The organism is Bradyrhizobium sp. AUGA SZCCT0105 (genome assembly GCF_018129565.1).
Taxonomy (GTDB): Bacteria; Pseudomonadota; Alphaproteobacteria; order Rhizobiales; family Xanthobacteraceae; genus Bradyrhizobium.
The window spans coordinates 1,154,098-1,172,707 of sequence record NZ_JAFCMK010000002.1 but is presented as its reverse complement, the minus strand read 5'-3'; the positions used below and the strand labels follow the sequence as shown (position 1 = coordinate 1,172,707).

General features: G+C 64.9%; 19 protein-coding genes. 4 read left to right on the top strand and 15 right to left on the bottom strand.

From position 1 onward, the window contains the following. The first annotated feature begins 98 nt into the window (after positions 1-98). Positions 99-428, top strand: coding sequence for a hypothetical protein (locus JQ573_RS14640; RefSeq protein ID WP_212310523.1), 330 nt, complete (start codon positions 99-101; stop codon positions 426-428). A 102-nt stretch (positions 429-530) separates the two neighbouring features. Here JQ573_RS14640 and JQ573_RS14635 read toward each other — a convergent pair whose 3' ends face one another. The 5 genes from JQ573_RS14635 to JQ573_RS14615 form a co-directional block, all read right to left on the bottom strand. Further along, entirely contained in the window at positions 531-1,292 is a 762-nt protein-coding gene (locus tag JQ573_RS14635) for an ABC transporter permease (protein ID WP_212310522.1), read from the bottom strand. Beyond that, a complete protein-coding gene (locus tag JQ573_RS14630; protein WP_212310521.1) occupies positions 1,289-2,212 on the bottom strand; it encodes an ABC transporter ATP-binding protein in 924 nt (307 codons plus the stop codon). Before JQ573_RS14630 ends, JQ573_RS14635 begins: the two co-directional genes overlap by 4 nt. 442 nt (positions 2,213-2,654) lie before the next feature. After that, complete coding sequence (locus tag JQ573_RS14625; RefSeq protein ID WP_212310520.1) at positions 2,655-3,347, bottom strand: OmpA family protein; 693 nt, start codon at positions 3,345-3,347, stop codon at positions 2,655-2,657. Beyond that, on the bottom strand, positions 3,344-3,757 hold the full coding sequence (locus tag JQ573_RS14620; protein ID WP_092115892.1) for a hypothetical protein: 414 nt from the start codon (positions 3,755-3,757) through the stop codon (positions 3,344-3,346). Before JQ573_RS14620 ends, JQ573_RS14625 begins: the two co-directional genes overlap by 4 nt. Before the next feature lie 89 nt (positions 3,758-3,846). Then, the gene (locus JQ573_RS14615) at positions 3,847-6,450 is read right to left on the bottom strand and encodes an ATP-dependent helicase (protein WP_212310519.1); all 2,604 of its coding nucleotides are present in this window, start codon (positions 6,448-6,450) and stop codon (positions 3,847-3,849) included. 293 nt (positions 6,451-6,743) lie between these two features. On the opposite strand from JQ573_RS14615, the gene JQ573_RS14610 reads away from it, so the two are divergent. Beyond that, complete coding sequence (locus JQ573_RS14610; RefSeq protein ID WP_212310518.1) at positions 6,744-6,917, top strand: DUF1328 domain-containing protein; 174 nt, start codon at positions 6,744-6,746, stop codon at positions 6,915-6,917. An 11-nt stretch (positions 6,918-6,928) separates the two neighbouring features. On the opposite strand, the gene JQ573_RS14605 is transcribed toward JQ573_RS14610, so the two are convergent. Then, the gene (locus JQ573_RS14605; RefSeq protein WP_409334626.1) at positions 6,929-7,447 is read right to left on the bottom strand and encodes a thioesterase family protein; all 519 of its coding nucleotides are present in this window, start codon (positions 7,445-7,447) and stop codon (positions 6,929-6,931) included. 130 nt (positions 7,448-7,577) lie between these two features. On the opposite strand from JQ573_RS14605, the gene JQ573_RS14600 reads away from it, so the two are divergent. Both JQ573_RS14600 and JQ573_RS14595 read left to right on the top strand, forming a co-directional pair. Continuing rightward, entirely contained in the window at positions 7,578-9,002 is a 1,425-nt protein-coding gene (locus JQ573_RS14600; RefSeq protein WP_212310517.1) for an FAD-binding oxidoreductase, read from the top strand. A gap of 34 nt (positions 9,003-9,036) precedes the next feature. Further along, positions 9,037-9,429 carry a hypothetical protein gene (locus JQ573_RS14595; protein WP_212310516.1) on the top strand — a complete coding sequence of 131 codons (393 nt, stop codon included), beginning with the start codon at positions 9,037-9,039 and terminating at the stop codon, positions 9,427-9,429. Positions 9,430-9,556: 127 nt separating this feature from the next. Here JQ573_RS14595 and JQ573_RS14590 read toward each other — a convergent pair whose 3' ends face one another. From JQ573_RS14590 to JQ573_RS14550, 9 genes are all read right to left on the bottom strand, one after another. Then, positions 9,557-11,245, bottom strand: a complete 1,689-nt coding sequence (locus JQ573_RS14590; protein WP_212310515.1) for a SulP family inorganic anion transporter — start codon at positions 11,243-11,245, stop codon at positions 9,557-9,559. Positions 11,246-11,407: 162 nt separating this feature from the next. After that, positions 11,408-12,397 (bottom strand): hypothetical protein, encoded by a 990-nt coding sequence (locus JQ573_RS14585; RefSeq protein ID WP_249131698.1) that lies wholly within the window; start codon positions 12,395-12,397, stop codon positions 11,408-11,410. A 20-nt stretch (positions 12,398-12,417) separates the two neighbouring features. Then, a complete protein-coding gene (locus JQ573_RS14580) occupies positions 12,418-13,203 on the bottom strand; it encodes a DNA-binding domain-containing protein (protein ID WP_212310514.1) in 786 nt (261 codons plus the stop codon). Next, entirely contained in the window at positions 13,200-14,099 is a 900-nt protein-coding gene (locus JQ573_RS14575) for a DUF692 domain-containing protein (RefSeq protein WP_212310513.1), read from the bottom strand. The genes JQ573_RS14580 and JQ573_RS14575 overlap by 4 nt, the downstream gene beginning before the upstream one ends. Positions 14,100-14,202: 103 nt before the next feature. Further along, the gene (locus JQ573_RS14570; RefSeq protein ID WP_021077200.1) at positions 14,203-14,460 is read right to left on the bottom strand and encodes a hypothetical protein; all 258 of its coding nucleotides are present in this window, start codon (positions 14,458-14,460) and stop codon (positions 14,203-14,205) included. A 184-nt stretch (positions 14,461-14,644) separates the two neighbouring features. Then, the gene (locus JQ573_RS14565) at positions 14,645-14,908 is read right to left on the bottom strand and encodes a hypothetical protein (protein WP_212310512.1); all 264 of its coding nucleotides are present in this window, start codon (positions 14,906-14,908) and stop codon (positions 14,645-14,647) included. A 322-nt stretch (positions 14,909-15,230) separates the two neighbouring features. Next, entirely contained in the window at positions 15,231-17,021 is a 1,791-nt protein-coding gene (locus JQ573_RS14560; protein WP_212310511.1) for a thioredoxin domain-containing protein, read from the bottom strand. A 97-nt stretch (positions 17,022-17,118) separates the two neighbouring features. Beyond that, positions 17,119-17,583, bottom strand: a complete 465-nt coding sequence (locus tag JQ573_RS14555) for a DoxX family protein (RefSeq protein ID WP_212310510.1) — start codon at positions 17,581-17,583, stop codon at positions 17,119-17,121. Between the two features lie 135 nt (positions 17,584-17,718). Next, entirely contained in the window at positions 17,719-18,450 is a 732-nt protein-coding gene (locus tag JQ573_RS14550) for a cytochrome c biogenesis CcdA family protein (RefSeq protein ID WP_212310509.1), read from the bottom strand. Between the last annotated feature and the right edge of the window lie 160 nt (positions 18,451-18,610).

The following is an 18,610-nucleotide window of genomic DNA, read 5'->3' as shown; positions in this document are numbered from 1 at the left end:
TGGCCCCAGTTGGTCACCGCTACGCAACCATTTGGCCGCATGGGCGTTTCACCATCCCGCCCCGGCGGCGCATTCGTGCCGCGCATCAAGGAATCAAGATGAACAACACCAAGGTTAAGACCGCGGCCGTCGTCCCAGCCGGCCTCTCCGCGCGGCTCCTGCTTGCGGCCGCAGCTCTCGCTTTGGCCCTGATGACTGTCCCCCAAGCCGGCCATGCCCAGGGCATCGTCCGCGGGGCGCATGAAGGTGCCTATGAGGGCAACCGGGCCGCCGGTCCGATAGGCGGCGTGGTCGGCGGAGCCGTCGGTGCTGGCGTCGGCGGCGCCATGGGCGCGGTCAAGGGCGTGTTCGGTATCCCGGATCGCGGCTACCGCCGTGGCCACCGCTGCCGCGGCTACTACCGCCACGGCCATTTCCATTGCTACTGATTGGGAGGTGCGTAGCCCGGATGGAGCGCAGCGAAATCCGGGTTCTGCAGGCTTGGCGATAAAGGTCCCGGATTTCGCTGCGCTTCATCCGGGCTACAGACGTCAGTTCTTCAGCCGGTAGCCGGTCCTGAAGATCCAGGCGACGATCACCATGCAGGCGATCAGGAAGCCCGCAGTCATACCGAGGCTGAGCCCGACGCTGACATCGGCGATCTCGTAGAAGCTCCAGCGGAAGCCGGAGATCAGATAGACCACCGGATTGAACAGCGTGAGGGTGCGCCAGGCCGACGGCAGCATGTTCACCGAGTAGAAGCTGCCGCCGAGGAAGGTGAGCGGCGTCACCACCAGCATCGGGATCATCTGCAGCTTCTCGAAGCCGTCGGCCCAGATGCCGATGATGAAGCCGAACAGGCTGAAGGTGACGGCCGTCAGCACCAGGAAGGTCAGCATCCAGACCGGATGCTGGATGTGCAGAGGTACGAAAAGTCCGGCGGTGGCCAGGATGATCAGGCCGAGGATGATCGACTTGGTGGCGGCCGCGCCGACATAGCCGATGACTATCTCGAGATAGGAGATCGGCGCCGACAGGATCTCGTAGATCGTGCCGGCGAATTTCGGGAAGTAGATGCCGAACGAGGCGTTCGAGATGCTCTGGGTCAGCACCGACAGCATCACGAGCCCCGGCACGATGAAGGTGCCGTAGCTGACGCCCTCGACCTCGGTGATGCGCGAGCCGATCGCGGCGCCGAACACCACGAAATACAGCGAGGTCGAAACCACCGGCGAGACGATGCTCTGCAGCAACGTGCGCCAGGTGCGCGCCATTTCGAACAGATAGATCGCCCGGATTGCGCGGTAGTTCATGGCGCCCTCACGAGGCTGACGAAAATGTCTTCGAGGGAGCTCTGCCTGGTATCGAGATCGGAGATCCGGACGCCGGCATTGCGCAGATCGTTGAGCAGGCTGGTGATGCCGGTGCGATCGCCCTTGGTGTCGTAGTCGTAGGTCACCGCGTGGCCGTCGTCGGAGAGTTCGAGGCTGTAGGCGGCGAGCGCCTGCGGAACGGCGTCGAGCTTGCTCTGCAGCTGCAGCGTCAGCTGCTTCTTGCCGAGCTTCTGCATCAAGGTCGCCTTGTCCTCGATCAGGATGATCTCGCCCTTGTTGATGACGCCGATGCGGTCGGCCATCTCCTCCGCTTCTTCGATGTAGTGCGTGGTCAGGATGATGGTGACGCCGGCCGCCTGCAGCGTGCGGACCACTTCCCACATCCCCTTGCGCAACTCGACGTCGACGCCGGCGGTGGGCTCGTCGAGGAACAGGATCTGCGGCTCGTGCGACAGCGCCTTGGCGATCATCACACGGCGCTTCATGCCGCCGGACAGCGTGATGATCTTGCTGTCCTTCTTGTCCCACAGCGACAGGTCCTTCAGCACCTTCTCGATATGATCAGGGTTCTTCGGCTTGCCGAACAGGCCGCGGCTGAAGCTGACCGTCGCCCAGACCGTCTCGAAGGCATCGGTGTGCAGTTCCTGCGGAACCAGCCCGATCATCGACCGCGCCGCGCGATAGTCGGCGATGATGTCGTGTCCGCCGATCGAAACACGGCCCTCGCTCGGATTGGCGATGCCGCAGATGATGCTGATCAGCGTGGTCTTGCCGGCGCCGTTCGGTCCGAGCAGCGCGAAGATCTCGCCCTTGACGATATCGAGATTGATGCCCTTCAGCGCCTTGAAACCGGAGCCATAGGTCTTTGAAAGATTGGATACGGAGATGATCGGCGACATGGAGGATCGGAAGCGTGAGGGAAGGGCGCGCGCGGATTGGAGCCGGGGCGGGCGTGATGCGGGTTCAGCCCAGATAGGAACGCACGGTCCGTTCTGCAATCGGTCGGCGAGGGAGAAAATTATTCTGCGGCATTCACCGCTCCCGCTTGCGGGCAGGGCCATCGCATACGGCGCTTGCGGCTTCTGCAACTGACGTGTCCACGTATCGTGGCCTATCGAACGAGGCTGATGGCCTGCCGCCTTAGGGGCGCACGGCCAAAATATCGAAAACAACCCCATGCAAAGGAGCCGGCGGCTGGCGGCGGACATTGCAATTTGACCAGTCGGGCAAATCAGCGGTACTCTTCTAGTATTCCGAAGTCGTGGAGGCGCCCTTCGCTCCGGGGCCATCGCATATGGGCGAGAGGGGACGCAGTTCCGATGCCCGTGCTATTCAATCCAATCAGTGCCGCTTCGCCGGTTTCGCCGGCTTCTTGGCGGCCGCCGCCGGGGCGGGGTGCGCGGGCGGCGCGGTATCGGCGACCTTGCCGACCAGCATGATCTGCACCTGGTTGTTGACCGGCGCGTTGGGGCGAGCGGGGTCGAGCAATTGCTCTTCGCCAAGTCCGACGGATTGCAGGCGCTTCGCCGTGATCTTGAAGGTGTTGACCAGGATGTCGCGGATCGCGTCGGCGCGCCGCTGGCTCAGCAGCACGTTGTTCTCGCGCCGTCCGGTCGATTCGATGTGACCGACGATCAGGAACGTATACGGCAACAGCGAAGCGTGCGTCAGCGCATCGGCAATGCGCCCGACGGACTGGTAGGAGTCGGGCAGCACGATCGGCGTGTCGACATCGAACTGGATGTCGGCATTGAATGTCGGCAGGTTGGTCAGGTCGGGGGCGATCGGCGGCCGCTTTTGCGGCGGAGGCTCGTTCTTCGATCGCGACCGCGATCGTTCGAGCACTTGCTGGCGCAATGCGGGGACGTCGATCGTTGCGTCCGTCTCGTAGTGATTGAGCTTGGCGATGACGTCGTCGCGCGTGATGGCGGTCTGCGCCTGTGCAGGGGCGAGCGACATCGCCAGCAAGACCAGCGTGCCGAGCACGGCCAAAAGGTCAAGTTCGCGCAAGCCTCGCGTCTTCAGGCGCATCATTGATACCCCGCGTCATTGATCGCCTGGGCGCAATTGCGGCTGAGGCCCTTGGCGCCGACGAGGCAGGGCACCGATTTGCTGGTCTCCTTGGTCGAGCCGCCGCAGACCTTGACGATCTCGCGGGTGCATACGTTGGCAACGGTCACGCGCGCCGCGATCCGCTTCTGGATCGCATCGAGGGTGGAGAAATAGCTCTCCTTGCACTGCGGCGAGATCACGTCGCGGTTGCGCGACAGGCACTCCTTGAGGCGGGTGGAGTCGAGATTGACGCCGCGGCAATTGGCGGTGATGTCTGCGCCGCAGGCCTTGGCGAGCTGCGCTGCGGAATCGCCAAAGCTGATCGTCTCCGCGACCGCCAGCGACGGCGCAGTGAGCGCAATGACAAAAAGGAAAAACCCACCCCGGACCATGCGGCCATCTCAACCCGTGAAATCAGCGATGGTCAAGGGCTACGAACAGAGAAGGCCGCCAAGGAAGGTCGGCAAGGAAGGCCGCTATCTCACGCCCGTTCCACAAAGCTGTCGACGACCTTCTTCTCGCCGGCCTTTTCGAAGGCGATGGTCAGCTTGTTGCCGTCGACTTTCACCACATGGCCGTAGCCGAATTTCTGGTGAAACACCCGGTCATCCAGTGAAAATTCCGACACCGCGCCGGTGGATTTGGCCACCAGCTCGCCCTCGATCACCATGGGGCCGCGCTTGGTGCGGCTGAAGCTGTCGGACGAAAAGGAGGACTGCCGCTCCTCGAAGCCGCCTCCGCCGCTGCGCCCCCCGCCGCCGCGATTGCGGTTGGCCTGGGCACGCTGCCAGCCCGGGGTCGAATAGCTCGAGCCGAATGATTCGAGGTTGTCGAAGCGCGAGGCGCCATAGCCGCCGCTGCCACCCCAGCCCGATCCGCCCTTCGATTCGGTGATCTCGACATTGTGCGCCGGCAGCTCGTCGAGGAAGCGCGACGGGATCGTGGTCGACCAGGTGCCATGGATGCGGCGGTTGGTCGCGAAATAGATTTTGGCGCGGCGGCGGGCGCGGGTCAGCCCGACATGGGCGAGGCGGCGCTCCTCCTCGAGCCCGGCGCGGCCCTGTTCGTCCAGCGTGCGCTGGCTCGGGAACAGGCCTTCCTCCCAGCCCGGCAGGAACACGTTGTCGAACTCCAGCCCCTTGGCCGAATGCAGCGTCATCAGCGACACGGCCTCGTCGCCGGCCTCGCCGTCGCGGTCCATCACCAGCGAGATATGTTCGAGAAACCCTTGCAGGTTCTCGAATTCCTCCATCGAACGCACCAGCTCCTTGAGGTTATCCAGCCGACCCGCGGCGTCCGCCGAGCGGTCCTTCTGCCACATCTCGGTATAGCCGCTCTCGTCGAGCACGATCTCGGCGAGCTCGGTATGCGAGGTGACCTCGCGCTGGGCGCGCCAGCGGTCGAACTGCATGACGAGATCGCGCAAAGAGCCGCGCGCCTTCGGCTTCAGCTCGTCGGTCTCGACCACCGCACGCGCCGCCTCGAACAGCGGGATGCGGCGCTTGCGGGCATGGTCGTGCAGCAGCTGTACGGTGGCATCGCCGAGCCCCCGTTTGGGCACGTTGACGATGCGCTCGAAGGCGAGATCGTCGGCCGGCGAGTTGATGGTGCGCAAGTATGCCAGCGCATCGCGGATTTCGGCGCGCTCGTAGAATCTGGGGCCGCCGATCACGCGGTAGGGCAGGCCGAGCGTGACGAAGCGGTCTTCGAACTCGCGCATCTGGAACGAGGCACGGACCAGGATGGCGACGTTGTTGAGGTTTTCGCCTGAGCGCTGCAACTCCTCGAGCTCCTCGCCGATCGCGCGCGCTTCCTCTTCCGAATCCCAGGAGCCGGTGACGGTGACCTTCTCGCCGTCGACATCCTCGGTGCGCAGCGTCTTGCCGAGCCGGCCTTCATTGTGCGCGATCAGATGCGAGGCCGCGGCCAGGATGTGGCCGGTGGAGCGGTAATTGCGCTCGAGGCGGATCACCTTGGCGCCGGGGAAATCGTGGTCGAAGCGAAGGATGTTGTCGACCTCGGCGCCGCGCCAGCCATAGATCGACTGGTCGTCGTCGCCCACGCAGCAGATGTTCTTGAGCGGACCATTCTCCGTCATTCCGGGATGCGCCGCAGGCGCAGACCCGGAATCTCGAGATGAGTCCTCTTCTCCTCGAGATTCTCCGGTGCGCAATTGCGCACCAGAGTTCGCATCTTCGACGCGCCCCGGAATGACGGGAGAATTGACGGCACCCGGAATGACATCAGCGAGCGATCGCCCCGGCCGCGACGGCGCCTGCGACAGCAGCCGCAGCCAAAGATACTGCGCTACGTTGGTGTCTTGGTACTCGTCGACCAGGATGAACTTGAAGCGGTTCTGGTACTGCCGCAGCACGTCAGGATTTTCGCGAAACAGCCTGATATTTTCGAGCAGGAGATCGCCGAAATCGGCCGCGTTGAGGATCTTCAGCCGCTCCTGGTAGGTCGCGTAGATCTTGCCGCCCTTGCCGTTGCCGAACGAGGCGGCTTCGCCCGCCGGCACCTGTGACGGCGACAGCCCGCGGTTCTTCCAGCTGTCGATCAGGCCGGCGAGCATCCGCGCCGGCCAGCGCTTGTCGTCGATGTTCTCGGCTTGCAGCAACTGCTTCAGCAGCCGCACCTGGTCGTCGACGTCGAGCACCGTGAAGTTGGATTTGAGCTGCACCAGCTCGGCATGGATGCGCAGGATACGGCCGCCGATCGAGTGGAAGGTGCCGAGCCACGGCATGCCCTCGACCGCCTGGCCCAGCATCTGGCCGAGCCGCAGCTTCATCTCGCGCGCCGCCTTGTTGGTGAAGGTCACCGACAGGATTTCCTGCGGCCGCGCGCGGCCCTGGCTCAGGATGTGCGCGATGCGCGTGGTCAGTACGCGGGTCTTGCCGGTGCCGGCGCCGGCGAGCACCAGTACGGGGCCGTCGAGCGTCTCGACCGCCTCACGCTGCTCCGGATTGAGGCCGTTGAGATATTGCGGAGCGCCGGCCGCAGCCCGCGCACGCGCGGCGATGCCGCCAGCCACCGGCTGGTGCTCGGGAACGCCGTGATGGGGCAGTTTGCTCGGCTCGGTCATTGGCGAATCGTCTCGGCCCCACGATGGCACCGTGGGACGGTGAAGGGGAGCCTTCTTAACAGGGATTGAAGGCCATATAGGGCCTGATCGGCCGTTTTGACAGGTTTTATCGCTGCCGCCTGGAACGGTTTTGGCAGCAGTGCACAACCGGCCCGGTTCCTGAAATCGGCGAAAATTTCCCGGTTTCGCGATCAGGAACCAGCGTTTCCCCGCAGGATTGTTTCAACAAATGCGGCGCCGGCTAAACGCCCGCGCCAGGAATCGAACAAGGAAACGAAGCGAGAGGTTTGATCATGTTGAGTTGGGTCGTCACATTCCTGGTCGTCGCCCTGATCGCGGGCATTTTGGGCTTCGGCGGCATCGCCGGCGCCTCGATCGAAATCGCCAAGGCGATCTTCTTCATCGCCATCATCCTGTTCCTGGTGTCGGCGGTGGTCGGATTGGCGCGCGGCCGCACGAGGGTCTAGCGAAGGGCTGGCTATTTCTTCGAGGGCATCGCCACGTTGCGGCCGATGCCCTCGGGCCGCGGCACACCCGCATAGCTATCCACGATCTTCTGAGTGCGGGCGCGAATATCAGGCGGAAACGGCGCCACCTTGCGCGCCTCCATGTCGATATGCAGCGTGAGGTTCTCCGAGGTCGCGGAGAGCCAGCCCTCGGTGCCGTGGCGCAGCTCCTCGAACGTGTGCAGCCGTTTCTCGTCGGCGCCGAGCAGGAAGACCGAGACCTGTACGGGATCGCCGAGATGAATCTCTCTCAGATAGCGGACGTGGCACTCGGCAGTGAAGGTCGAGCAGTGCCGCTCCTTCATGTAGGCCGGCCCGATGCCGAGCTGCAGCCACATCTCGTCGATGGCACGGTCGAACATCACATTGTAGTAGGCCATGTTGAGGTGGCCGTTATAATCGATCCATTGCGGCTCGATCTGCATCACGGAAGATTTGAACGGGGCGGCCGGTAGTGGCATCTCGCTCGTGGCAGTCGCTGAAGTCATCATCCATCCCCGGTTCGTTGGCGTTCGAGCATGAACTTTTCTGTGACTCCGGCGTCCACTTTTTCAAGTCAGGCTCTCTTGACCCCTTATACAAGCTTTGCCACGGTCGGCTAAAGCCGGGAGGAAATTCGACGTGGCGACAACGATTTCGAGCAATGTGACGCGACCTGAGCCGCAGGCCCTGAAGCGCGCGATCGACGCGCTGGCGGCGCGGTTCGGCAACCGGCTCGTGACGTCGCAGGCCGTGCGCGAGCAGCACGCCCATACCACCACCTGGCTGCCGACCCAGCCGCCCGATGCTGTGGTGATGGCGCAGGAAACCGCCGACATCCAGGACGTGGTGCGGATATGCGCCGCAAATCGGGTGCCCGTCATCGCCTTCGGCACCGGAACCTCGCTGGAGGGGCAGGTCAACGCCCCGGCGGGCGGCGTCTGCATCGACCTGCGCGACATGAACAAGGTGCTCGCGGTGCATGCCGAGGACCTCGACTGTGTGATCCAGCCCGGTGTGACGCGGAAGGCGCTGAACGAGCATCTGCGCGACCAGGGCCTGTTCTTCCCGATCGATCCCGGCGCCGATGCCTCGCTCGGCGGCATGACCTCGACCCGCGCCTCCGGCACCAACGCGGTGCGCTACGGCACCATGCGCGAGAACGTGCTGGCGCTGAAGGTGGTGCGCGGCGACGGCGAGATCATCACGACCGGCACGCGCGCCAAGAAGTCGTCGGCCGGTTACGACCTGACGCATCTGTTCATCGGCGCCGAAGGCACGCTCGGCATCATCTCCGAACTGACCATCCGCCTCCGCGGCATCCCCGACACGATCGCGGCCGCCGCCTGTTCGTTCGAGACGGTGCGCGGCGCGTGCCAGGCCACCATCCTCGCGATCCAGACCGGCATCCCGGTCGCTCGGATCGAGCTGCTCAATGCCGCGCAGGTGAAGGCCTGCAACAATTATTCGAAGCTGTCGCTGCCGGAGACGCCGCTGCTGCTGCTGGAATTCCACGGCAGCGAGGTCGAGGTCGCCGAGCAGTCGAAGAATTTCCGCGACATCGCCGCCGAGTGCGGCGGCGGCGAGTTCACCTGGACCACCAAGCCGGAGGACCGCACCAAGCTGTGGCAGGCCCGGCACGATGCCTATTGGTCGGTGAAGGCGATTCGTCCCGGCGACAGCATCGGCGTCGTCGCAACCGACGTCTGCGTGCCGATCTCGCGGCTTGCCGACTGCGTCACCGAGACCGAGGACGATCTGAAGCGGCTCAATTTGCTGTCGCCGATCGTCGGCCATGTCGGCGACGGCAATTTCCACTGCTCGCTGGTCTGCGACGTCAACAACAGCGACGAGATGGCGCGCGGCGAGGAGTTCATGCATCGGCTGGTCGAACGGGCGCAGGCCATGGGCGGCACCTGCACTGGCGAGCACGGCATCGGCCAGGGCAAGCAGAAATATCTGAAGGCCGAGCTCGGCCCTGAGGCGCTCGACGCGATGCGGGCGCTGAAGCAGGCGCTCGATCCGCAGAATATCTTCAATCCCGGCAAGATCGTTCCTGTGGCCTGACGAATCGGATATTCCGGGGCCACAGGACGTTGCGATGTCGTGGTTCAGCAAGGCCAAGCGCAAGGATATTTGGGACGACCCCGTCGCGCAGCCGCTCGGCGACATCGAGGCTGCGCAGAGAATCCGTGCGATCTGCCGCGATGCGGCCGGCTGTGCCGAGGCGATCTCTTCGCCCGACATACGCTCGCAGGAGAAGCAGCAGATCGAGCGCGATCGCTACGAGCGTGCCGCCAAGGTCGCGATGAAGACCGCGATGAGGATATCCGACGAGCTGGTGCGGGATTCCGCGGTGCGCGAGATCGTCTGCCTCTGCATGAAGGCCAACAACGTCAAGACCGGGCGGGCGCTGTTCCGCGCCATCCACGCCGGCTCGATCAAGGCAGAGGTGCTGAAGGAGCATCCGACGCTCGAGGGCGAGCAGGCTTGAGTTGAAGGCGAGTCCCAGTAGCCCGGATGGAGCGAAGCGAAATCCGGGAGAGTTCATCAACGCGCGAAAGAATCCCGGATTGCGCTTCGCTTCATCCGGGCTGCGCAGCTCCCGATCTCACCAATTTTTAGCTCTGCGCGCCCAGCGTGCGGACCGCTTCATCGACGCTGTGGAAGACGTGGTCCCTCGGCAGGACGGTGTAGAGATCGAAGCGCTCGAACGCCTCCTGGGCGCGGGAGGATTCGAGCCGCGCCACAGCCACGGTCAGGCCGTCATCGCGGCACTCGCGAAACAGGTCGCGCAGCGCTTGTGCCGCCGTGAAGTCGATCTCGATCATGCCGCTGGCCTCGATCACCAGCAACCGCGGCTTGGGCGTCGCGCGGCCGATGGTCTTGAGCACGCCGCTGTGAAAACCTTCCGCGTTGAGGAACGACAAAGGCGCCTGCAGGCCGACCACGGCAATGCCGGGCCTGCGCTCGCCGGTGACGTGCGGGCCGGTCGGCCACCAGATCGTGGTGCCGGGCACGTGGACGAGCTCCACCAGCTGGCCCTGCGTCGTGGTCCAGATGCCGTGCAGCAGCGACAGCGCGATGCCGACCGCGACGCCTTGCTCGATCGGCAGCACGATGATCGCGGCGGCCGTCGCCACCACCAGCAGGAATTCGTAGAACGACTGGCGGAAGATCGTGACGATCTGATTTACGCGGATGATGCGCAGCGCGACAAACAGCAGCACGCCGCCGAGCGCCGCGTCGGGCACGTGCTGCAGCAGCGTCGCGCCGAACGCCAGCAGCGCGAGCACGATGGCCGCGGCAAACATCCCGGCGAGCTGCGTGCGTCCGCCGGTCTCCGAGACGATGCCGGTGCGCGGCGGGCTGGCGTTGACGGGGAAGGCGCCGAACAGGCCGGCGAGCAGGCTGCCGGCGCCGGCGCCGAGGAAGTCGCGGTCGACGTCGGCCGGCTTGTCCGGATCTGATAGAAACGAACGCGTCGTCGCCGCGGTCTGCACCATGACGACAATGGCGATCAGGATCGCCAGCGACAACAATTTGATCCATCGCTCCGGCGCGATGTCCGGAAACGATGGTGTCGGCAGCGACCCGGGCACGGTGCCGACCACCTTGACGCCCTTGCTTTCGAGATGGCCGGCGACAACCGCGACGGTGGCCACGACAAGGCCGATCAGCGCGCCCGGAATCCGCGCGCTGATCTTCTCCGATCCGGCAACCAGCGCCAGCACGCCAAGGCCGATCGCCAGCGTGTAGAAATTGGTCTGGCCGATCTTCTCGGCGAGGACCCCGAGCTTGTAGAGCGTCGGCCCGTCCGGCGTGGTCAGGCCGAGCACGCCGGGCAGCTGCGAGACCAGGATGTGGACGGAAATACCGGCGAGGAAGCCGACCGTCACCGGCGTCGACAGCAGATTGGCGATCCAGCCGAGCTTGAACAGGCCGCCCGCGATCATGATCGCGCCGACCATCAGCGCGAGTGCCATCGCCAGCGATTGATAGTCGGGTGTCCCAGCGGTCGCCATCAGCGCCAGGCCGGCCGCGAAGATCGGCGTGATCGTGGAATCGGCGCCGCAGGACAGGAAGCGGTTGGCGCCGAACATCGCAAAGCCGAGCGAGCCGGCCATGAAGGCGAAGAAGCCGATCTGCGGCGAGAACCCGCCGAGCCGCGCGGTCGCCATTTGCTCGGGGATCGCGATCGCGGCGAGCGTCAGCCCGGCGATCAGATCGCCCGGCAAGTCACCCGGCCGGAACGCGCTGAGTGAACGGAAGATCGGCCAGTTGGCGCGTGTCTGATGAACGTCGGCCATCGGTCTCCCGTGAGGATTGCGGCGATTCGCCGATAGTCCGACATCGCGCCGGCAAAATCCAGCGCAGTTGGGCCGTGTGCAGCCGCGAAGCGGGTTGCTACAGCATGATCCGGAAAAGTGCGAAGCGGTTTTCCGAACAGATCATGCTCAAGAAAGCGCGCTTCAGCGCGCGCGCGCTTCGGTGATCGCCTTGCGGATATCGGCCAGCGGTGCGCGGTCGTCGAATTCGACGCTGTCGCCCTGCAGCCTGACGCCGAGATCGCGCCACAGCGCGGCGAGATCGGGGGTCACCGGCTTCGATCCCCATTCGCCGTGCAGCCGCGTCAGCACGTCGACGCCGACCACCCTGTCGGCGGTCGAGAGCACCCGCGCGATCGGCCAGTCCTTCTCGTGATTGCCGCCAGCGGCGAGCACGCCGCGCATGGCATCCTGCAGGCCGAATTTGTTGCCTGTGCGCTTGCGGATCTCGACATCGGCGAACAGGCAGAACATCGCGCCGCCCCAGTATTTCCGGCCCCAGGTGTCGGTCTTGTCGAGACCCTCGTCGCCGGGCTGCGGCAGGCCCTTGGGCATGTCGCGCAGCATCGCCAGCCAGATCTCCCGCGCGGCGAGATCGCCGGCCTGCACCCGCGCGATAGGCTCGACATAGACCGCGAGCCCCTCCGACAGCCAGGCATAGCGGTCGTCGAGGTCGGGCAGGGCGGTGTGCACCATCTCGTGCACGATCACCCAGTCGCGGTTGAGATCGTCCACGCCCGCGTCGCGGCCGATCGGCAGCCGGATCGCGGCGCCGCGATAGCCCCATGTGGTGCCGCCGCGAACGCGCGAACCGTCGACCGGCACGATCAAGAGCCGCAACGAGCTGACGGGAAACCGGCCGTAATAGATCGAGACCGCGCGGGCGGACGCCTTGATCCAGTCGAATATCTTGTCCTTCGGCAGCGCCATCTCGCCGGGTGCGAACCCGACATGGATGGTGGCGCCGGCGACGTCGAGATCGGTCTTGGGCAGCCGGTCGAAGGCGTCGTAAGGCATGCCCTCGCCGCGCATGAACTCGGACTGCGCCTTGACGTGACACGATGCGATGCCGATGAGGATTGCCGCGACCAGCATCGCGGCGGCGATTACGCGATATGTCGGGATGCTTTTCATCGCGTCATGCCGCGGGCCCTCTATTTGCGGATGGAAGCCGCCATTAGAAGTCCCGCCGTGATCCAGCCATGCAGATAGCCGGCGCCGCGCGCTGCCGCATTGTCGGGATCGTCGTAGGTCGCGAGCATCTCGCAGAGCACGCCGAACGGAACGCCATCAGAGGCTTCGTCCCACATCATCGCTTCCTCCGTCGGCAGCTCGCGGAACATCGGCGTGGTGTCCTGACGCCAGATCAGGAGACGCGCGGGTTCGGCGAGCGTCTCCGCGTCGGGCGGCGTCTCGTCGCTCTTCAGTGCCATCCAGATCGCAGCCGCATTGGTCGACAGGTCGACCCTCGCAGCGCTCGGATGCGGCTGGAACACCAGATCGTTCCATTGCTCGGGCGCGAAACCGGCCATCGCCTCCAGCGCCAGCACGGCGCCTTCAGCGGCGTCGAAGGCGTCGTTCAACGCCTTCTCCAGCGCGGCGAGGTCGGCGAGCACCGGATGGTTGCTGTACGGTGCGGTGGCCTTCAGGAAATCCGGCAATCCCTGCGAGAACCAGCGCAGGTTCGGGTGCTCGGACGGCCGTGCCTTGACGTAGGCATGGCCCATCTCGTCGAACATCTCGTCGCCGAGAAAGCGATGCAGCAGCTCGTGGTCGTTACGCATCGCCTCGACCAGCCGCGAGCCGTAGGCATGGCGGTAGACGCCGAACAGCGTGGCGCGCGTCTCCCTGGGGCTGTCGAGGATTTCGGTCAGGATGCCGTCGTCGCCGCTGAGGATGGCGTGCTGAAACTCGCTCTGCTGGCGCGCGAAGTCGCTCATGCCGCCGGCGCGCCCACGGGCAGCACCTGCTCGGCGATCTCGCGGGTGCGGTCGACCTCGCGCAGCAGCTCGTCGAGCGGCGGGATGTTGTCGTCGCGCTCGATCATGGTCGAGACGCGTCCGAACCGCTTCAGCGCCGCAACATAGAGATCCCAGACATCCTCGCACACCGGATGGTCGTGTGTGTCGATGATGTGGGTGCCCATATGGCTGTGGCCCGCCATGTGGAATTGCACTACGCGATCCGGTGGAATGCCGTTGAGGAAGGCCATCGGATCGTAGCCGTGGTTGAAGGCGCTGACATAGACATTGTTGATGTCGAACAGCAGCCAGCAGCCGGAGCGGCGCGACAGCTCGGAGAGGAATTCCCACTCCGTCATCTCGGAATTGTTGAACTGCACATAGGTCGAGACATTCTCGAGCACGATGGCGCGGCCGAGGAAATCCTGCACCAGCTGCACCCGGCTCACGACGTGATCGAGCGCCTCCTGCGTATAGGGGATCGGCAGCAGATCGTGCAGGTTCTTGCCGTGCACGCCGGTCCAGCACAGATGGTCTGACACCCATTTCGGCTGCACGCGCGTTGCGAGGTCCTTCAGGCCTTGCAGATAGTCGAAGTTCGGCGGCGCGGTGGAGGCGATCGACAGCGAGACGCCGTGCATCACCACGGGATAGCGCGTGCAGATCCGGTCGAGAATGCGCAGCGGCTGGCCGCCCGGCAGCATGTAGTTCTCGCTGATCACCTCGAACCAGTCGATCGGCGGATTGCCGTTCAATATCTCGTCGTAGTGCTGGGCACGCAGGCCGAGGCCGAAGCCGAGGAACGGCGGCTTGGCCGATTGCAGCGGGCGCTCTGCGAGCACCGACTTGTCCGGTGATCGGCTCGCAACGTTCATGGCGGCTCCGCGCTTCCGGCGCCAGGATCGTGGCGCCCAACTTAAAAGAACTATCATGGAAACGAGGCCCGGCCTACACCGGGCCCCGCTTGGTCCGATCCGTTCACCCGGCCTTGAACTTGCCCTTCGCCGCGGTGCAGTCGGCCTTCGTCATCTCCGCAAAGCCCTGGCCCTTGCAGGCATTCTGACCCTTGCAGGCGTGGTTGCCGCCCTTGCAGGCGCTCTGGCCCTTGCAGGCATTGGCGCCAACGCATTTGCCTTCGCTCGCAGCGTAGGACTGCGTCGACACCACGGCTCCGGCCAGGAAAAGCGTCGCTGCAGCGGCGGCGAGGGTGGCACCGGACTTGGTTGTAAGCTTCATGGGCGTCTCCTTGTGCAAGATGGTTGAAGGTGCGCCGCCCGCAAGCCGTGTGAGTTGGCCGAAGGCTGCACCCAAAGTTAGCTACGGATGTGGTCTGCTTTGGTTACCAATGCCGGGATCATTTATCCGCGCCGTGGCGTGAGAAGGCCCGGCGCCGTCGCCGGGCCTTCCTGGGGCGATGCGATCAGCCCTTGACGAACTTGCCGCCCATCGCGTTGCACTGCTTTTCGGAGCTCAGCGAGAAGCCGGTGCCCTTGCAGGCATTCAGGCCCTTGCAGGAATTGGCGCCGCCCTTGCAAGCGCTCTGGCCCTTGCAGGCATTGCCGGCCATGCACTTGCCCGCGGCGGCATTCGCGGACGTCGAGGTGGTCGAAACCACGGAGCCGGCGAGGAACAGGGTGGCCGCAGCGACGGCGAGCGTTGCGCCGGACTTCGAACTCAACTTCATGACGATCTCCTCGGTGATTGTTTGAAAGCAAAAAAACATGGCGCCGTGAGCATCCTTCGATCGTTCGATCCCGGACCGCACAACGGGTGGATATTCGGAGAACAATCAGATCGCAGGGGCGTCCGCGGCGCGGTGCTTCCCGCGATTTGAGTGCTCGTCCAAGATCAGCTACGGGGTATCAGGCGATTTGGTTACAGCGTTTCAAAAGAAAATTTTGTTTGGTCCGGGTCTGACGCCCGCTCCATGTCAAACACCGTCGGCCAAAGAGTATTTCATTGCGCCAGGCCGATCGGTTTGCTGCATCGCACTGTCTGCATTTTAATCAGTTTTGCGCGGCGCGCGCCGGCTTCAGCTTCGCCATCTGCGCCACATTGGCCTGCAATTCCTCGGCGCTGAACGCCGGGAACGAGCAGATGCGGTTGCTGCACGCAAAGGCCGCGGGCTCGCCGAGGTCCGGATAGTCGACGTCCGGATTGGGCAGTTTGCCCTCGCGCGGATCGAGCCATTCGAGCCGCTTGTAGCGGGCGGGCAGGGCGCGGGCGATCGTATGCAGGCGTTGCGCGCGGCCGTCGTCCTTGTGTCCGACGATGGTGACATGCGTTGGCTCGGTGGCCAGCTCCTCATCGGCGAGCAGCACGCCGGGCATCGGCCGCGGCATCTCGCTCGAAGCAGCAGCGAGATAGCGCATCGCATGCGCCGCCAGTTCGCGGGTGCCGTCGCTGCCGGTATAGCGATTGAGCATGTTCATGAAGCGCGCGACCTGGATCTGGTCGTCGATCAGCTTGGCGGGCCTCGCGAACACGCCGGCTTGGCCTTCCGGCGTTTTCGAGGTGAGGAAGCCGCCGGCCTCATCGCGGAACGTCGCGGCGAAGTCGCCGGCTCGTACCGCTGACGTCAGCCAGTCGCGATTGCCGGTCGCGGCGTAGAGATCGAGCAGAGCCTGTCCCATCGCGACGGTGTCGCCAAGGAACGGGCCGCCGCGATCCTTGTCGCCATGGCGGAAACCGCCGTCCGGCAGCGCGCGATTGGCGAGCACCCATTTCGCGGCGCGCTCGGCGATCGCAAGCGCCTTGGGATCGGCGCTCGCGTCGTAATAGGCCACGAGGCCTGAGATCGCCCAGCCGTTCTCGCGCGCATAGAGACTCTTGTCGATGCGAGGCAGGCCCAGCTTGCGGCGCGCGGCATCATCGAGCGCATAATAGGCGTGGCCGTCGACGTCGTGATCGAGGTCGGCGTCCTGGCTGACATAGAAGGCGCCGTCCGGGCCCAGCAGGAAATCCGTCAGGTAACGCTCGACATCGCGCGCGGCTGCGAGATATTTCGCCTCCTTCCACCGCGCATAGGCCTGGCTGTATTGCCGCAGATATTGCGACTGGAACGATATGATCTTCTCGAAATGCGGATGGCTCCAGGAGCCGGCCTCGGAATACTGGAACACGCCGCCCCACACCGGATCGATCAGAGCGACCGCGGCATCGAGCGTCTGCCTTGCGCGCTTTGTTGCCGTCGCGTCGCCGGCTTCGGCGCGGCTGATCGCAAGGTCGAGGCTGTCGGCATCGATATATTTCTGGTTCTCGCCCCAGCCGCCGAGCTTGTCGTCGTAGGATTCATCGAAGGTCCTGGTCAGCTCGGTGCGCTGCGCCTTGCCGAGAAAGGCCGATGTGGCGGGCTTGACCTCGAACGCCTCACCGACCGACGGGCCCGGCGAGGGATCGTCGATGATGGCCTTGAGCAGCGCCTGCATCCGCTCCGGCTCGATGTAGCCCCTGATCTTGGCGATCTCGCTGCCGTCAGGTGCGAACACGATGGTCGCAGGCCAGCCCCAGTCGCCGTAGCGACTCGAGAGATCCGGATTGGCGTCCTGGTCGACGTGGACCGGGAGATATTTCGCCGCAAGCAGCTCCTGCACCTTGGGGTCGGCGTAGGTCGTCTTCTCCATCACGTGGCACCAGTGGCACCACACCGCCTCGAGGTCGAGGATGACGAAGCGCTGCTCGGTCGTGGCGCGCGCGAACAGGTCGTGGCTCCAGCCGGTCCATGCCGGGGCGTCCGCCGCAAGTGAGGGCTGCGCGCTCAACGCCATGAGAACTGCGATGCTGCGGACAAGTCTCATGGCGCGCTCCCGAGGGCGAGGGTCGTTTGAGCTACGGGGCTGCGGACATCGAGGCTCGCCATGTCACGGGATTGTGAGCCAGCCTCCCGGGTTACGCTCAGGTCGGCGCCTTCTGGCCCTCGGCCGCGTTGACCAGCAGGCGGTCCAGCGACGCGGCGCCGGGACCCGCAATCGCAAGCCACATGAAGGCGGCGAAGTAGGTCGCTTCCTCGAACCCTAGCAGCGTCTCCAGCGAGTCGACGTCGCCCCACTTCGCCGACCTGATCGCGACGATCATCACCACCGCGAGCATCGCGGCGGGGATGCGGGTGAACAGGCCGAGGATCAGCATCGCGCCGCCGAAGCATTCGACGCCGGACACGAACGGGGTGAGGATGGTCGGGAAGGGAATGCCCCAGCCCACGAAGTTCTCGGTGACCTGGGCGAGGTTGGTGAGCTTGCCCCAGCCGGCCAGCATGAAGGTGTAGCCGACGATGATCCGCATGATCAGCGGCCCGGCCCAGGAGAAATGCGAGGCGATCCGCGCCGGGAGCAGAATCAGCAGGTTGACGATGAAGTTCATGCGAAACCCTCCCAATATTCCGCCACGCAGCCTGCGCCGGCGTTCGGTGCGAACGCACGTCAACCGGCACGAGCCAAAAGCTACGGCCGCGTCATGGTGGGAGTTTCGCCTGACATGGCGGGCTTGTTACGGGCCCTAGCCGATATTTTGCAGCGCCGGGAAGGTTTCCAGCAGCCAGACGCTGACGCCGGACACCGCGCCGGTCAGGAAGCCGATGCCGGTGATCACCATCAGCACGCCCATCACGCGTTCGACGGTGTCGAGGTGGCGCTTCATCCGCGCGAACAGTGAGGAGAACTGCTCGACCAGAAAGGCGGCGACCAGGAAGGGGATGCCGAGCCCGGCGGAATACACCGCGAGCAGGCTGGCGCCCTTGGTCACCGTGGCCTCCGCGGCCGCAATCGAGAGGATCGCGGCGAGGATCGGCCCGATGCAGGGCGTCCAGCCGAAGGCGAACGCAAGCCCCATGACATAGGCGCCCCACAGCCCGACCGGCTTGGGTGCGGTCAGCCGCCCCTCGCGCATCAACAGGCCGATCCGGGTGATGCCGAGGAAGTGCAGGCCCATGATGATGATGACGATGCCGGCCAGGATCGAGAGCTCGGCCGACCAGGCGCGCACCAGCCCGCCGACGATCGACGCGCTGGCGCCGAGCGCCACGAACACGGTCGAGAAGCCGAGCACGAACATAACCGCCGAGATCATCACCGCGCGCTTGGAGGCCGCGGTGTCGCCGTCCTGGTTGACCTGCTCGATGGTCGCACCGGTCAGGTAGATCAGATAGGGCGGCACCAGCGGCAGCACGCAGGGCGACAGGAAGCTGACTAGACCGGCGATCAAGGCGGCCGGGATCGTGACGTCGTGCATCAAGGAACCTTCGAGGATAGCTGTCCTGTCTTGGCGTGTACGCTGCCAACAATCCAGAAGTTTCGTCGCAGATGCATTCAACTATGGTCACAGGCCCGTGTCCGGGGGCTGCGTTGCGTCCCGGGCTGGTGAAACAATCCCGGATATGTTCCGTAATGCG

What these genes read in the sequence shown, in the direction of transcription:
- JQ573_RS14565 (WP_212310512.1), bottom strand. Translation starts at nt 14,908, where the DNA reads ATGAAGTTGAGTTCGAAGTCCGGCGCAACGCTCGCCGTCGCTGCGGCC.
- JQ573_RS14555 (WP_212310510.1), bottom strand. Translation starts at nt 17,583, where the DNA reads ATGAACTTCATCGTCAACCTGCTGATTCTGCTCCCGGCGCGGATCGCC.
- JQ573_RS14605 (WP_409334626.1), bottom strand. Translation starts at nt 7,447, where the DNA reads ATGATGACTTCAGCGACTGCCACGAGCGAGATGCCACTACCGGCCGCC.
- JQ573_RS14560 (WP_212310511.1), bottom strand. Translation starts at nt 17,021, where the DNA reads ATGAGACTTGTCCGCAGCATCGCAGTTCTCATGGCGTTGAGCGCGCAG.
- JQ573_RS14575 (WP_212310513.1), bottom strand. Translation starts at nt 14,099, where the DNA reads ATGAACGTTGCGAGCCGATCACCGGACAAGTCGGTGCTCGCAGAGCGC.
- JQ573_RS14580 (WP_212310514.1), bottom strand. Translation starts at nt 13,203, where the DNA reads ATGAGCGACTTCGCGCGCCAGCAGAGCGAGTTTCAGCACGCCATCCTC.
- JQ573_RS14550 (WP_212310509.1), bottom strand. Translation starts at nt 18,450, where the DNA reads ATGCACGACGTCACGATCCCGGCCGCCTTGATCGCCGGTCTAGTCAGC.
- JQ573_RS14615 (WP_212310519.1), bottom strand. Translation starts at nt 6,450, where the DNA reads ATGACCGAGCCGAGCAAACTGCCCCATCACGGCGTTCCCGAGCACCAG.
- JQ573_RS14625 (WP_212310520.1), bottom strand. Translation starts at nt 3,347, where the DNA reads ATGATGCGCCTGAAGACGCGAGGCTTGCGCGAACTTGACCTTTTGGCC.
- JQ573_RS14640 (WP_212310523.1), top strand. Translation starts at nt 99, where the DNA reads ATGAACAACACCAAGGTTAAGACCGCGGCCGTCGTCCCAGCCGGCCTC.
- JQ573_RS14635 (WP_212310522.1), bottom strand. Translation starts at nt 1,292, where the DNA reads ATGAACTACCGCGCAATCCGGGCGATCTATCTGTTCGAAATGGCGCGC.
- JQ573_RS14620 (WP_092115892.1), bottom strand. Translation starts at nt 3,757, where the DNA reads ATGGTCCGGGGTGGGTTTTTCCTTTTTGTCATTGCGCTCACTGCGCCG.
- JQ573_RS14595 (WP_212310516.1), top strand. Translation starts at nt 9,037, where the DNA reads ATGTCGTGGTTCAGCAAGGCCAAGCGCAAGGATATTTGGGACGACCCC.
- JQ573_RS14610 (WP_212310518.1), top strand. Translation starts at nt 6,744, where the DNA reads ATGTTGAGTTGGGTCGTCACATTCCTGGTCGTCGCCCTGATCGCGGGC.
- JQ573_RS14630 (WP_212310521.1), bottom strand. Translation starts at nt 2,212, where the DNA reads ATGTCGCCGATCATCTCCGTATCCAATCTTTCAAAGACCTATGGCTCC.
- JQ573_RS14585 (WP_249131698.1), bottom strand. Translation starts at nt 12,397, where the DNA reads ATGAAAAGCATCCCGACATATCGCGTAATCGCCGCCGCGATGCTGGTC.
- JQ573_RS14570 (WP_021077200.1), bottom strand. Translation starts at nt 14,460, where the DNA reads ATGAAGCTTACAACCAAGTCCGGTGCCACCCTCGCCGCCGCTGCAGCG.
- JQ573_RS14590 (WP_212310515.1), bottom strand. Translation starts at nt 11,245, where the DNA reads ATGGCCGACGTTCATCAGACACGCGCCAACTGGCCGATCTTCCGTTCA.